This window comes from Streptomyces sp. SID5643, assembly GCF_009872555.1.
Classification (GTDB): Bacteria; Actinomycetota; Actinomycetes; order Streptomycetales; family Streptomycetaceae; genus Streptomyces; species Streptomyces iakyrus.
Window position 1 is genome coordinate 25,568 of the sequence record NZ_WWIC01000214.1, and the last position, 14,126, is coordinate 39,693.

13 protein-coding genes are annotated in these 14,126 nt (G+C 72.2%); 6 read left to right on the plus strand and 7 right to left on the minus strand.

The annotated features are described in order from the left end of the window. Position 1 precedes the first annotated feature (1 nt). The 4 genes from GTY56_RS23965 to GTY56_RS23980 are packed head-to-tail and all read right to left on the minus strand — an operon-like array spanning position 2 to position 4,809. Positions 2-649, minus strand: a complete 648-nt coding sequence (locus GTY56_RS23965) for an ATP/GTP-binding protein (protein WP_161367397.1) — start codon at positions 647-649, stop codon at positions 2-4. Then, positions 630-1,052, minus strand: coding sequence for a DUF742 domain-containing protein (locus GTY56_RS23970; RefSeq protein WP_033313523.1), 423 nt, complete (start codon positions 1,050-1,052; stop codon positions 630-632). Before GTY56_RS23970 ends, GTY56_RS23965 begins: the two co-directional genes overlap by 20 nt. Then, positions 1,049-1,573, minus strand: coding sequence for a roadblock/LC7 domain-containing protein (locus tag GTY56_RS23975; protein WP_161367398.1), 525 nt, complete (start codon positions 1,571-1,573; stop codon positions 1,049-1,051). Before GTY56_RS23975 ends, GTY56_RS23970 begins: the two co-directional genes overlap by 4 nt. Further along, the gene (locus GTY56_RS23980; protein ID WP_161367399.1) at positions 1,570-4,809 is read right to left on the minus strand and encodes a nitrate- and nitrite sensing domain-containing protein; all 3,240 of its coding nucleotides are present in this window, start codon (positions 4,807-4,809) and stop codon (positions 1,570-1,572) included. The genes GTY56_RS23975 and GTY56_RS23980 overlap by 4 nt, the downstream gene beginning before the upstream one ends. Before the next feature lie 368 nt (positions 4,810-5,177). Between GTY56_RS23980 and GTY56_RS23985 the strand changes: the two genes are divergently transcribed. After that, positions 5,178-5,963, plus strand: a complete 786-nt coding sequence (locus GTY56_RS23985) for a protein phosphatase 2C domain-containing protein (RefSeq protein ID WP_161367400.1) — start codon at positions 5,178-5,180, stop codon at positions 5,961-5,963. 19 nt (positions 5,964-5,982) lie between these two features. Here the strand turns inward: GTY56_RS23985 and GTY56_RS23990 are convergent, their stop codons facing one another. Together GTY56_RS23990 and lon are read right to left on the minus strand one after the other, a co-directional pair. Continuing rightward, positions 5,983-6,471, minus strand: coding sequence for a MarR family winged helix-turn-helix transcriptional regulator (locus tag GTY56_RS23990; RefSeq protein WP_062929039.1), 489 nt, complete (start codon positions 6,469-6,471; stop codon positions 5,983-5,985). Between the two features lie 190 nt (positions 6,472-6,661). Then, complete coding sequence (gene lon / locus GTY56_RS23995) at positions 6,662-9,076, minus strand: endopeptidase La (protein WP_161367401.1); 2,415 nt, start codon at positions 9,074-9,076, stop codon at positions 6,662-6,664. Between the two features lie 175 nt (positions 9,077-9,251). On the opposite strand from lon, the gene GTY56_RS24000 reads away from it, so the two are divergent. Next, the gene (locus GTY56_RS24000) at positions 9,252-9,911 is read left to right on the plus strand and encodes a GNAT family N-acetyltransferase (RefSeq protein WP_161367402.1); all 660 of its coding nucleotides are present in this window, start codon (positions 9,252-9,254) and stop codon (positions 9,909-9,911) included. Positions 9,912-9,923: 12 nt separating this feature from the next. On the opposite strand, the gene GTY56_RS24005 is transcribed toward GTY56_RS24000, so the two are convergent. Further along, the gene (locus tag GTY56_RS24005) at positions 9,924-10,715 is read right to left on the minus strand and encodes a rhomboid-like protein (protein ID WP_161367403.1); all 792 of its coding nucleotides are present in this window, start codon (positions 10,713-10,715) and stop codon (positions 9,924-9,926) included. Positions 10,716-10,886: 171 nt separating this feature from the next. On the opposite strand from GTY56_RS24005, the gene GTY56_RS24010 reads away from it, so the two are divergent. From GTY56_RS24010 to GTY56_RS24025, 4 genes are all read left to right on the plus strand, one after another. Continuing rightward, the gene (locus tag GTY56_RS24010; protein ID WP_161367404.1) at positions 10,887-11,564 is read left to right on the plus strand and encodes a spermidine synthase family protein; all 678 of its coding nucleotides are present in this window, start codon (positions 10,887-10,889) and stop codon (positions 11,562-11,564) included. Positions 11,565-11,699: 135 nt separating this feature from the next. Then, positions 11,700-12,440: a response regulator transcription factor gene (locus GTY56_RS24015; protein ID WP_030851757.1), complete on the plus strand. Its 741-nt coding sequence runs from the start codon at positions 11,700-11,702 to the stop codon at positions 12,438-12,440. Then, on the plus strand, positions 12,437-13,549 hold the full coding sequence (locus GTY56_RS24020; RefSeq protein ID WP_161367405.1) for a sensor histidine kinase: 1,113 nt from the start codon (positions 12,437-12,439) through the stop codon (positions 13,547-13,549). The genes GTY56_RS24015 and GTY56_RS24020 overlap by 4 nt, the downstream gene beginning before the upstream one ends. 281 nt (positions 13,550-13,830) lie before the next feature. After that, on the plus strand, positions 13,831-14,126 hold a 296-nt coding region (locus GTY56_RS24025; protein ID WP_161367406.1), incomplete at its 3' end, for a 2-oxoglutarate dehydrogenase E1 subunit family protein.

Sequence of the window (14,126 nt, forward strand, 5' to 3'; positions counted from 1 at the left end):
TCTACTCGGGGGTTTCGTCGAGCGCGTGGCCCACGAGGGCCAGGAGGGTCTCGATCACGGAGATCCGGCGACGCGCGTCCATGATCATGACAGGTATGTGTCGCGGGATGGTCAGGGCCTCCCGCACGTCCTCCGGCTCGAACAGCTCGCTGCCGTCGAAGTGGTTGACCGCGACCACGTAGGGCAGTCCGGAGCTCTCGAAGTAGTCCAGGACCGGGAAGCAGTCCTTCAGGCGGCGGGTGTCGGCCAGGACGACGGCGCCGATCGCGCCGCGCACGATGTCGTCCCACATGAACCAGAACCGCTGCTGGCCGGGCGTGCCGAACAGGTAGAGCACCAGGTCGTCGTCGAGCGTGATGCGCCCGAAGTCCATGGCCACGGTGGTGGTGGACTTGCCCGGGGTGGCGGTGAGGTCGTCGGTCGCCTCGCTCGCCTCGGTCATCAGCGCCTCCGTCTGGAGGGGCGTGATCTCCGAGACGGCGGTGACCAGCGTGGTCTTGCCCACGCCGAAGCCGCCCGCCACCACGATCTTCGTGGCTATGGGGGCCCGGGTGCGGTCCGTCTCCCAGGCGTGCATGCCGTCGTCCGGCCGGCCGAACGGGGAGGAATCAGCAACGCCGTGAGCGGCGTCAGAGACGACGGAGTCCACTCAGCACCCTTTCCAGCAGAGCCCGGTCCGGGCGGCCCGTGCCGTGGCCGGTGCCCGTTCCGTACACACGGATCTTTCCCTGGTCCGCGAGGTCGCTGAGGAGCACGCGGACCACGCCGAGCGGCATCTTCAGCAGCGCGGCGATCTCGGCCACCGTACGCATCCGGCGGCACAGTTCGACGATGGCCCGCAGCTCCGGCATCACGCGGGTGGAGAGGTGGCCGTTCGTCAGTTCCCTGCGCTCCTCGGGGGCGTCGAGCGCGGCCGTGCTCGCCACGAACGTCTCCACGAGGAGGACGTGGCCGAAGCGGGTGCGGCCGCCGGTGAGCGAGTAGGGGCGGACCCGGGCGGGTTTGCGGTCGCCGCCGCGGACGGGCAGGTGCTGCTTCGGCTTGCTGCTCATCGGGCACTCCCCGCCGTCTGGGAATCCTCCAGGGATTTACGGAGCTCACTGCGGAGTTCGGGCGTCAGCACGTGGCCGGCGCGGCCGACGAACAGGGCCATGTGGTACGCCACGACGCTCATGTCGCAGTCGGCGGAGCCGTGGACGCCGAGCAGCGAGCCGTCGCTGATCGACATCACGAACAGGCTGCCCTCGTCCATCGCGACCATCGTGTGCCGGACCCCGCCGGAGTCCATCAGCCGGGCGGCGCCGACGGTGAGGCTGCCGATGCCGGAGACGATGGTGGCCAGGTCGGCGGCGGAGCCGCGTGGCCCGGTCCGCTTGGCCCCGCGGGCCTGGAGGGCCTCCCGGGCCTCCTTGTTGCGGTGGTCGTCGGAGGAGAGCAGGAGCAGCCCGTCGGAGGAGACGACCGCGACGGACAGGATGCCGGGTACCTCCTCGACGAGGTTGGTCAGCAGCCAGTGCAGGTTGCGGGCCTCACTGCTCAGTCCGATCAGTCCGAAGGTACTGGGCGCGGTCAACTGCTTGCCTCCTCGACTGTGCCCCCCGTGGATTCTCCGGATCCAGCTGGTCGTGCAGTGCCGGTGGCCGGCCGCTGGTGCGAGGCCGTCCTCTCGGCGATCTCCGCCTCCACGTCGCGGTAGCCGGCCTGGGCGCCCTGGCGGAACCCGCCGAGTCGGCGGCGCAGGGCGTCGGCGTCGACGGAGCCGCTGCGCTGGCGCGGGGCGGTGGTCTGAGCGGTGATCTTCGGGGTGCGCTTGGGGAGGCCCTTGTCGGTGACGCGGTCCTCCTCCTCGTCGGGCGCGCGTTCGTGCTCCGGGCTGCCGTCCTCGTCCGCGACGCTCCCCGCGTCGGGCACGGACGGCCCGTGCGACATGGCCTCGCCGTCACCGGCCACGGTTTCGTGCCCGACCGGGTCCGACTCCCCCGGCTGTACGGGAATCAGCAGTTCCATCGTGGTCTCCGCGGGGGATTCCACGGGTGCCGCGGCGTCGTCCGGCTCGGCGGGGGTGGCGGGAGCGGCGTGTGCGGGGGATGCGGCGGGCGCGGACGCTTCGGCGGGCGTCGCCGGGGCGGCAGGTGTGCCCGGGCCGGCGGGCGTCGCCGTGTCGGCGTCTGCCGCCGGATCGGCGGGCGTCACCGGAACGGCGACCGTCGCCGGGGCGTCATCTGCCGCCCGGGCGGCGGATGCGGCCCGGTCGGCGGATGCGGCCAGGTCGGCGGATGCGGCCAGGTCGGTGTCTGCCGTGTGCCCGGTGGGCGCCGTCGGGTCGGCGTGGGCGGGCCGCCCGGTGGGCGCGGGCCGTTCCACGGAAGTCGCCGGTTCGGTGGGGGCAACCAGCCCGTCGTGCGCGGCCGGTTCAGCGGGCGCCCCCGACGCGGCAGCCGCCGCCGGGCCCGCGGGAGCGGACACGTCGTCGTGCGTCGAGGGTCCGGCGGAAGTCTGGGGGGTCTCCTCCCCCGTCGCCCCGGCCGGTTCCGTGCCGGGCGTCGCGGTGGCTCCCCCGGCTTCGTCCTGGCGTACCGCCTTCTCGGCCAGGGCCACCAGCGGGTCGTCGCCGGCCGTGCGGCCGGGCAGGACGTTGGAGTTGGCCTCGGCGTCGGCGCCCGGGAAGGAGACGGAGTGCGTCGTGCCGGCGAGGGGGCCGGAGGCCGGGACGGCCGCGGCCGGGGCGGCGGCGAGGAGCGCGCGGGGCAGGACGACGACGGCCGCGACACCGCCCTGCTTCTGCTCGCGCAACTGGACCCGCGCGCCGTGGCGGTGGGCGAGCCGGGCCACGACGTACAGGCCGAGGCCGAGGCCGTCCTCGCCCTCCTGGTCGTAGGGCGCCTCGGGGTCGAAGTCGGACAGGCGGGAGTTGAGGCGCTCCAGCCGGTCCTCGGCCATGCCGATGCCCTCGTCCTGGACGGAGAGCATGACCTCGCCGTTCTCCAGCAGCCAGCCGGAGATCTCGACGGGCAGGTCGGGCGGGGAGAACGAGGTGGCGTTCTCCATGAGTTCGGCCAGCAGGTGGGAGAGGTCGTCCGCGGCGAAGCCGGCGATGTGCGCGTGCGGCGGCAGCGCGGCGATCCGGACCCGCTCATACCGCTCGATCTCGCTCACCGCGGCGCGGACGACGTCCACCAGCGGCACGGGCCCGGCGGCGTGCTGGACGTGCTCGGTACCGGCGAGGACCAGCAGGTTCTCACTGTGCCGGCGCATGACCGTGGCGAAGTGGTCGAGCTTGAACAGCGTGGCGAGCCGGTCCGGGTCCTGCTCGCGCTCCTCCAGGTTCTCGATGACGGCCAGTTGCCGCTCGACGAGACCGAGGGTGCGCAGGGCGAGGTTGACGAACGTCCCCCCGATGGCGGTGCGCAGCCGCTCCAGCTGGGCGGCGGACTCGGCGAGTTCGCCGCGCAGTTCCTCGCGCGCGTCGGCCATCTTCTGGCGCTGGCCGACCAGGTGCTTGCGGTCGGACTCCAGCGTGGTGATCCGCTCGGTGAGGACGGCCGCGTGCGCGTGCAGGGCGTTGACGGAGCGGACGGCCTGGGCGAACTCGTCGTTGCGGCCGGTGAACTTCACCGGCTCCTCGGCCGCCGGGTCCTCGGCCTCGGCGAGGCGCTTCGATCCCAGGCGCAGGACCGCGAGCGGCCGGGTGAGGCTGCGGGCCATGCCGGTGGCGACGCCGACGGCGAGCAGCATGAGGGCACCGAGGACGGCGACGCGGATCTCCAGCGCGGTGACGTCGTCGTCGCGCAGCGCCTCCAGCTCCTTGGTGCGCCGGTCGTAGAGGGCCGACTCCACGCCGCGCATCAGGTCGACGCGGGCGGACAGGGCCGCGTCCAGCCTCTTGGTGCTGGTGGCGAGGTCGGTGCGGGAGAGCGTCGGCTGGTCGGTCAGGGTGGCGAGGTACTTGTCGGCGGAGTTGACCTCGGTGCCGGTGACCGTGGAGTCGAAGGAGGCGCGGGCCGGCTTGGGCGCGGTCGTGCGGAAGTCGGCCAGGGCCGCGTCGGAACGCAGCCGGGCCTGCTGGGCGGCGGCGCTCAGGGCGTCGCGCTGCCGGGTGTCGGCGTCCGAGGAGGTGGAGGTCTCGGTCGGCAGGCCGGTGACGGGGTCGATGACCGTCTCCGTGCTGCGCGGCACGCTCAGCGCGGCGAGCAGCAGCCCGCGGGCCGAGGCGGCCTGCTGGACGGCGGAGTCCAGCTCGGCCAGCGCGTACGAGCCGGAGCCGGCGCGCGGCGGCGTCTGCTGCGCCAGCTGCTCGGCGAGCCGGTGGAGTTCGGTGATGGCGGCGGAGTACGCCTGGTGCGCTTCGAGGGCGCTGCTCTTGCCGGTGAGCGCCGCCCTGCGCACGGACGCTATGCCGTCGAGGTCGGAGCGCAGCGATGCGGGCGTGTCGGTGTCGGAGCGCAGCTCCTCGACCTGCCGGTCCACCCGGGCGCTGTGCTGTTCGGAGGGCGCCTTGGACTTGGGGCGCCCGGCGGCGATGTAGGAGGTGACGTCGTCCCGCTCGTCGGCGAGGGAGTGCGCGAGGGCGAGGGCGTCCTGCGTCTGCTCCGCGAGCGTCACCAGCTCCTGGGTGTCGTGGAGTTGCCCGGAGGCGGCGATGACGGAGGGGGCGCCGGCACCGGCGATGGCCGCGGCCACCACGGCCACGGCGACGATCAGCCGGTTGCGTACGTGGGTGGGGCGTCCCTTGCCGGTGGGGGGCGTCGGCTCAGCACCCTGAACGGGGGCCGTCTGCTTGCCTGTGCGACGAGGCCGCGTCTTCTGCACCGGTGCTCGCATTCCTGACTCGTGAACCCTTGGGCCCGGATGACGCTCCGTCAACTGGTGCGTACTCCCGGTACACTTCCCGACCCTCCCAGCGCCGGTGGGCAGCGCACGCGCATCACCTGACCCGCCACCCGAAGGAGTGAACCCCGGACCGGAGTTGAGGGGCAAGTTCCGCAGGTCCGTGCAGCGACCTGGCGCGGCACGCCGGTTGGACGACGGGGACGGCCGGTGGCAGTATTCGCCACCACGTCTTCCCGGAACAAATCATTCCCGCCCAAACCCGACGCCTGACCTGCGCGGCTGCGCCGGAACGGCAACCATTGGCAGCCTTTTGCGGACCTTGTGAAGGGCTCGTGCAGACTGGCTGGATGCGTACTGAACTCGCCTCGGAGCCGGGAGACGCCGACCACCCCAACGAGGACTTCGCCGGCGTCGGGCTACCGGCCTCGGGGCAAGGCGGTTCGGTGGTCGTCCTGGACGGGGTCACGCCGCCGAGGACCGGGACGGGCTGTCTGCATTCCGTCCCCTGGTTCACGGCACGCCTCGGCGGCGCACTGACCGAACTGACCGTTTCACTCCCGGATGTTCCCCTCGTCGACGCCCTGTCCCACGCCATCGCGCGTACCTCCGAGGCGCACGCCGCAACCTGTGACCTTTCTCACCCTCGAACCCCTCAGGCCACAGTGGTCGTGGCCCGCTGGGATCCGGACACCGTGGAGTATCTGGTCCTGTCCGACTCCGCCCTCCTCCTGGAGTCCCCGGAGGGCGAGGTGAGGCCCGTCCTCGACGACCGGCTGGCCCTGCTCCCCCGCTCGGCGCTGGCGACGGACGCGCTGGTGGACTCCACGCTCCGCAACCGGGAGGGCGGCTTCTTCACGGCGGCGGCCGACCCCTCGGTGGCGGCCCGGGCGGTGACCGGAACCGTGCCCCGCGACCGGGTCCGTGCCCTGGCCGCCCTTACGGACGGGGCCTCCCGCTGGGTGGAACGGTTCGGGGAGGGCGACTGGGCTGACTGCTTCCGGCTGATCCGCAAGGAGGGCCCGCAGGCCCTGGTGGACCGTGTCCGGACGCTGGAGCGGTCGGACAGCGCCGCGACGTTCCTGGGCCGGAGCAAGCGGCACGACGACGCGACGGTCGTGTACGTCGAGTTCTAGGTCCGGACGCTCGCCGGTCCTACTTCTCCATGCCCCGGTTGAGCTGGTTCAGCAGCCGGGCCAGTTCCGTGACCTCGCGGGAGTCCCAGTCGGCCAGGCGGCCGGCGTAGCGGGCGCGGCGGGCTTCCCGGACCCGGCGGACGCGGTCGTGGCCCTCCTGGGTGAGGGCGACGAGCCAGGCGCGCCCGTCGGCGGGGTCGGGCTCGCGCGCGACCAGCCCGAGCTCCTCCAGGGCGCGCAGCTGGCGGGACATCGTCGCCTTGCCGACCCCGATGTAGGCGGCGAGTTCGGTGGCCCGCTGCTTTCCGCACTCGTCCAGCCGGACCAGCAGGCCGTACGCGGACGACTCCAGGTCGGGGTGGACCTCGCGGGCCATCTCGCCCTGGCTGGCCCGGGCGCGCCGCAGCAACACGGTCAGCTCGCGCTCCAGGGCCAGGAAGGCGGGCTGATCCACACCGCTCGCGGCCACACCGGCATCGCGGTGCCCGTCGTTGCCTTCCTCGTGCACGTCAGCCCCTGCCTCGGTCGTCGCCCGGCCCTGGGGTCCGGTACTGGAATTCTCCGCCACCTGCCGCCCTCGCCGCAGTCCGGCAAGTATTCCGCAGGTCAACGACGTACGCGTACACAGGGTCACCACACGGTGAAGGCCCGGGCCTCCCTCACGGGGACCCGGGCCTTCCCTCATCCGATGACCTCCGTCACGCGGCCACCGGAACCTCCGGCGTCACCCCCGCGGTGGCGGGCGCGAGCGCCAGCTCCAGGACCTGGCGGACGTCGGTGACGGCGTGGACGTCGAGCTTGTCCAGCACCTCCGCCGGGACGTCGTCCAGGTCGGGCTCGTTGCGCTTGGGGATGATCACCGTGGTGACACCGGCCCGGTGCGCCGCGAGCAGCTTCTGCTTCACACCGCCGATCGGCAGCACCCGCCCGGTGAGCGAGACCTCGCCGGTCATCGCCACGTCCGTGCGGACCAGCCGGCCGGACAGCAGGGACGCGAGGGCTGTCGTCATGGTGATGCCCGCGCTCGGGCCGTCCTTCGGCACCGCGCCCGCCGGGAAGTGGATGTGCACGCCCCGGTCCTTCAGATCCGCCACCGGCAGTTCGAGCTCGGCACCGTGGGAGCGCAGGAAGCTCAGCGCGATCTGCGCGGACTCCTTCATCACGTCGCCCAGCTGACCGGTCAGGGTCAGCCCGGCCGCGCCCGTCTCCGGGTCGGCCAGCGACGCCTCGACGAACAGCACGTCACCACCCGCTCCGGTCACCGCGAGCCCGGTCGCGACGCCCGGCACGGACGTCCGCCGCTCGGCCGGGTCCTGGGCGGACTCGGGCACGTGGTGCGGTCGGCCGATCAGGTCGCGCAGGTCCTCGTCCCGGACGGTGAACGGCAGTTCCCGCTCGCCCAGTTCGTGCTGGGCGGCGATCTTGCGCAGCAGCCGTGCGACGGACCGCTCCAGGGTGCGCACGCCCGCTTCGCGCGTGTACTCGCCGGCGAGCTTGCGCAGGGCGCCCTCGTCGATGGCCACCTCGTCCTCGCCGAGCCCGGCCCGCTCCAGCTGGCGCGGGAGCAGGTGGTCGCGGGCGATGACGACCTTCTCGTCCTCGGTGTAGCCGTCCAGGCGGACGATCTCCATCCGGTCGGCCAGGGCCTCCGGGATCGCCTCCAGCACGTTGGCCGTCGCGAGGAAGACGACGTCCGACAGGTCCAGCTCGACCTCCAGGTAGTGGTCCCGGAAGGTGTGGTTCTGTGCCGGGTCGAGGACCTCCAGCAGGGCGGCGGACGGGTCGCCCCGGAAGTCCGAGCCCACCTTGTCGATCTCGTCCAGCAGCACGACCGGGTTCATCGACCCGGCCTCCTTGATCGCCCGGACGATACGGCCCGGCAGGGCGCCGACGTAGGTGCGCCGGTGGCCCCGCACCTCGGCCTCGTCGCGCACGCCGCCGAGGGCGACGCGCACGAACTTGCGGCCCATGGCGTGGGCGACGGACTCGCCCAGGCTGGTCTTGCCGACTCCGGGCGGCCCGACAAGCGCGAGCACGGCACCGCCGCGCCGCCCGCCGACCACGCCGAGGCCCCGGTCGTCACGCCGCTTGCGCACCGCCAGGTACTCGGTGATGCGCTCCTTCACGTCCTCGAGACCGGAGTGCTCGGCGTCCAGGACGGCCTTGGCGCCCCGGATGTCGTAGGCGTCCTCGGTGCGCTCGTTCCACGGCATCTCCAGGACCGTGTCGAGCCAGGTGCGGATCCAGGACCCCTCGGGCGACTGGTCGGAGGAGCGCTCCAGCTTGTCGACCTCCTTGAGGGCGGCCTCGCGGACCTTCTCGGGCAGGTCGGCGGCCTCCACGCGGGCGCGGTAGTCGTCGGACTCCTCGCCCTCCTGCTCGCCGTTCAGCTCGCGCAGCTCCTTGCGGACGGCTTCCAGCTGACGCCGCAGCAGGAACTCGCGCTGCTGCTTGTCGACGCCCTCCTGGACGTCCTTGGCGATGGTCTCGGCCACGTCCTGCTCGGCGAGGTGGTCGCGCAGCTGCTGGGTGGCGAGCCTGAGCCGGGCCACCGCATCGGTGGTCTCCAGCAGTTCGACCTTCTGGTCGGTGGTCAGGAACGGCGAGTAGCCGGAGTTGTCGGCGAGCGCCGAGACGTCGTCGATGGCCTGGACCCGGTCGACGACCTGCCAGGCACCGCGCTTGCGCAGCCAGGCGGTGGCGAGGGCCTTGTACTCCTTGACCAGTTCGGCGACATGGCCGGGCAGCGGATCGGCGAGGGTGTCGTCCACCCGGGTCCCCTCGACCCACAGTGCGGCGCCGGGCCCGGTCGTTCCCGCGCCGATGCGCACCCGGCTCCGGCCGCGGATCAGGGCGCCCGGGTCACCGTCGGCGAGCCGGCCGACCTGCTCGACGGTGCCGAGGACACCGGTGTTCGCGTAGGTCCCGTCGATGCGTGGCACCAGGAGTACCCGGGGCTTTCCGGGCGTTGACCGGGCAGCGGCCTGAGCGGCCTCCACCGCGGCACGGACCTCGGAGTCGCTCAGGTCCAGCGGGACCACCATCCCGGGCAGCACGACCTCGCCGTCGAGCGGCAGCACGGGCAGGGTGAGCGGTGTGGACGTCGAAGCCATGATCTCCCCTTCGGCAGTCAAGTTGAGCTATGCCGACTCAATGCTCGGCAGCGCCCGGATGTTCCCGGCCCACCGTTCGCTGTCAGCGATCACCTGTGACACCGGGAGCGGAAAGCCGCGTAAGGTCCTTTGAGTAATAGACGAATAGCCACTGCGCTTGTTACAGGGGGGTTGCATGGACGGCACCGTGCAGGCATGGGTGAACGGATGGGTCGTGTCCCGCGGGGCCGCTCCGCCCACGACGGAGCCGTGGGGCTGGACGATCGACATGGGGATGCACGGGCACGTCACCCGGCACGTGCTCGGTGCCACAGGCGACGGCCTCGACGAGACGACCGTCCGCAAGGTGGCCGGAGCCGTGACCGGGCACGGCGTGTGGCTGAAGGCCTTCCGGGACCCGTCGGTGGTCTCCCGCTGGCTGGACGAGAACTGGTGGATCGACCCGGAGCCGGGCTATCTGATGACGATTCCGCTGACGGCCGAGGGTGCTCCCGCCGCCCCCGACGGCTACCGGCTGCGCAGCTGGTCCCGCGGCGGAGTGACCCGCGTGATGGTGGCCGCGCCGGACGGGTCCCTGGCGGCGCGCGGCCAGATCGCCCCGACAGGCGAGACCGCCGTCGTCGACCAGATCGAGACGGCCCCCGAACACCGTCGCAAGGGCCTGGGCAGCCTCGTCATGCGGACGCTCCAGGACGTCGCGGTCCGGCAGGGCGCGCGGACCGGCGTCCTGGCCGGGACCCCCGCGGGGCGGGGGCTCTACGAGGCGCTGGGCTGGACGGTCGTGGCCCCGCTGACCAGCGCGAAGTACGCTCCGCCTGCCACCGCCCGGGGCTGAGGGGTCCCGCTTTCAGCCCCCGGCCGGGCCGAGGCGCGACGCGCACCAACGCCGGACCACCGGCCAGGTGGCGATCCCGATGCCCAGGGCGATGAGGTGCCCCCAGTTCGTCATCGGGTCGGTGAAGGCGAGCAGGTCCGTCAGGAGCATCCAGCCGAAGGCGGTCAGCAGCGGCAGGCGCAGCCAGAGCGGCAGCAGACCCGCCAGGGCGCCGATGCCGGCGGCGACGCCGAAGCTGACGCCGTAGTCGAGGCGGTGCAGGGAGCTGCCGGGGAGGTGCCCGGCCAGTACCGCGAGCCCCACGGGCACCTCGGTCGCGAGGGTGGCGAGGACGTGCCCGAGGAGGAAGACACCGGCCGTGCGCAGACTGCCGATCCGCCGCTCCAGCGCGGTCAGCACCAGCACGAAGGCGATGGCGAAGGGCGAGGTCACCCCGCCCGCGACCCACAGCGCGCTGCCGAGCAGCACCAGTTCCGGCGAGCGCACCAGATGGGCCACGTCCGTGCTGGAGCCCTGGAGCAGCGCGTGCACCAGAGCCGGGTCCGCGTGGGCGGTGATCAGCGAGGTGAGACAGAGGAGAGTGGTGTACCCGAAGGTGAACGGCGTTCCCGTGGGGGTGGGCAGCAGCAGCCAGGGGCGCAGCGCCCGCGGCCGGGGCAGGGCCGCCCGGGCGGGCTCCCGTACTCCCGCAGCCGCCGCCCCGTGCGGGCCCCGCTGCCGCGGCATTGCGTCCAGCAGCCCCGGCACGCCGGCCACGGGCGGGGCCGGCGTGGCCGTCTCGGGGGGCGGCGCGGTCCGTTCCACAGCGGGCACTCCTTCCGTCGGGTCCCAGCCTTCGCCCCGGACACCCCGCTGTCTGTGATCCGCGCCACGCGAGAGCCGATTCACAGCAACCCGTCAGCCCCGCCCCGCGTCCCGCCCGGGCCGCGGGGAAATACCGGGCACCGCACCCCCCGCCCCTGCCAGGATGCCCCCATGCCTACCCCGTACGACATTCCCGATGTCCTGGACCGTCGCGAGGGGCCGCACGGCGAGGTGGTGCTGCGCCGGCACGGCGACCGGCTGGAGATCATCGCCAACGGCTGTTTCCTGATGGACACCTCCGACGGCCGCTCGGAGCGGCGGCTGGTCGACGCGGCACTGGACGCGCTGGCCGGCCGGGACCGCCCCGACGTCCTGATCGGCGGACTCGGCGTCGGCTTCTCCCTCGCGCACGCCGCGGCGGACCCGCGCTGGGGACGGATCACGGTGGTGGAACGCGAGCACGCGATCGTCGCATGGCATCGCGACGGCCCGCTCGCCGCGCTCTCCGCCCGGGCCATGGGCGACCCCCGAACGGAAATCGTCGAGACCGATCTCGTCGCACACGTCAATGAGACATCCGACACGTACGACGCCCTGTGCCTCGACATCGACAACGGGCCGGACTGGACCGTCACGGACGACAACGGACATCTCTACGGAATGGCCGGACTGGCAAGCTGTGCAAGGGTGTTGAGACCGGGCGGGGTTCTCGCCGTCTGGTCCGCCCAGCCGTCCCCGGAGTTCGAGGAAACCTTGCGGAATGCCGGGTTCCAACAGGTGCGTACCGAAGAGATCCCGGTTGCCCGGGGCGTTCCCGACGTGGTGCACCTCGCCATCAGCCCTGGATAGCAAAGGCGTACTGACTCCCCGTACGCTGCTCCCCTGACGCCGATCATTCAAGCGTCAATCGCAACCATGCGCAGGCATAGCCAGTCAGAAGGAATCACCCCACTGATTCCGGAAAGCACACCCCAGGGGCGGGCGATGGAGCAGACACAGACCTCCCACAACGGTTCGGCGACGGCTACTCCTGGCGCACAGCGCCGGGTCCTGGTGGTCGAGGACGACGCGACGATCGTGGACGCCATCGCGACCCGCCTGCGGGCCGAGGGATTCCTCGTGCAAACGGCGGGCGACGGCCCCGCCGCGGTCGACACGGCCGAGGCGTGGCAGCCGGACCTGCTGATCCTCGACATCATGCTGCCCGGCTTCGACGGTCTGGAGGTCTGCCGGCGCGTGCAGGCCGCCCGCCCGGTGCCGGTGATGATGCTCACCGCGCGCGACGACGAGACCGACATGCTGGTCGGCCTCGGGGTCGGCGCCGACGACTACATGACCAAGCCGTTCTCGATGCGGGAGCTGGCGGCGCGCGTGCACGTACTGCTGCGCCGGGTGGAGCGGGCCGCCATCGCGGCGGCCACCCCCCGCTCCGGCATCCTGCGCCTCGGCGAGCTGGAGATCGACCACGCGCAGCGCCGGGTCCGGGTGCGCAGCGAGGACGTCCACCTCACGCCCACCGAGTTCGACCTGCTGGTGTGCCTCGCCAACACCCCGCGCGCGGTGCTCTCCCGTGAGCAGCTGCTCGCCGAGGTCTGGGACTGGGCGGACGCCTCCGGCACCCGCACCGTCGACAGCCACATCAAGGCGCTGCGCCGGAAGATCGGCGCCGAGCGGATCCGCACGGTGCACGGCGTGGGTTACGCCCTGGAGACCCCGACGCCATGAGCGGTGGCCCGGCCGGACGGAGAGCCCCCGGGGAGCCGGATCCCTGGGGCGGGGTGAGCCCGTTCTCGATCAAGACCAAGCTGGGCGCGCTGGTCGTCATCTCGGTGCTGATCACCACAGGTCTGTCGGTGATCGCGGTGCACACGAAGACGGAGCTGCGCTTCATCACGGTCTTCTCGATGATCGCCACGCTTCTCATCACGCAGTTCGTGGCGCATTCGCTCACGGCACCGCTGGACGAGATGACAGCGGTGGCCCGTTCCATCTCGCAGGGCGACTACACCCGCCGCACGCGGGAGAACCGCCGTGACGAACTGGGCGACCTGGCCGTGACGATCAACGCCATGGCCGATGAGCTGGAGGCCCAGGACAGCCAGCGCAAGGAACTCGTGGCGAATGTCTCGCACGAGCTGCGCACACCCATCGCGGGACTGCGCGCGGTGCTGGAGAACATCGTCGACGGGGTCACCCAGGCCGACCCGGAGACCATGCGCACGGCGCTGAAGCAGACCGAGCGCCTCGGCCGGCTGGTGGAGACGCTGCTGGACCTGTCGCGCCTGGACAACGGCGTCGTCCCGCTGAAACAGCGGCGGTTCGAGGTGTGGCCGTACCTGTCGGGCGTGCTGAAGGAGGCCAACATGGTCGCCTCGGTGCGCGCGGGGATCGCCACCGGCTCGGGCAGTCACACCCGTACGGACGTCCATCTGCACCTCGACGTCCACCCACCGGAGTTGACCGCGCACGCGGACCCGGAGCGCATCCACCAGGTCGTCGCCAACCTCATCGACAACGCGGTCAAGCACAGCCCGCCGCACGGCCGGGTGACGGTCAAGGCGCGGCGCGGCCCGCTGCCGGAGTCGCTGGAGCTGGAGGTCCTGGACGAGGGTCCCGGCATCCCCAAGTCCGAGTGGCACCGCGTCTTCGAGCGCTTCAACCGCGGCAGCGCCAAGCGGCCGCAGGGGCCGGGCAGCGACGGCGGCACAGGTCTCGGTCTCGCGATCGCCCGCTGGGCGGTGGACCTGCACGGGGGCCGGATCGGGGTGGCCGAATCCGAGCGGGGTTGCCGGATTCTTGTCACTCTTCCGGGACTGTCATCTGTGCCAAGTTGACGTAAAGTTCGAAGCGGAGCCACAAGATCCGCGGATGTCCGCGCTGACGGACACGTGTGATCAGGCACAGGCCCGCGCCACCGGCGCCCGGGGCCCTGCCGAGCCCTTCCCTCGTTAAGCGGAACCACGCTTGTTTCCCGCCATTTCAAGCCCCGAAACACGGTTCCAGATGTGACTTGCACGACGTTGCCCCGGCCCGACCTGACCTTCCCCGTCCAGGGGGCGTAGCCTTGATTCCCGCTGTCCATCATCTTGTGAAGCGGAAGAGGGCGGTTGCCGCCGTGTCGCCACAGTCCCCCAGTAACTCGAGCATCTCGACCGACACCGACCAAGCGGGGAAGAACCCTGCCGCGTCGTTCGGTGCCAACGAGTGGCTCGTCGACGAGATCTATCAGCAGTACCTCCAGGACCCGAATTCCGTAGACCGAGCCTGGTGGGACTTCTTCGCCGACTACAAGCCGGGGGCGGCTGCCGCCTCGGCTCCGGCGGGTACCGCGGCCGCGGGGGCCGCGGGGACCACCACCGCTCCCGCGTCCGCTCCGGCCGCTCCCGCGCAGGCCCCCGCCCCGGCCGCCGA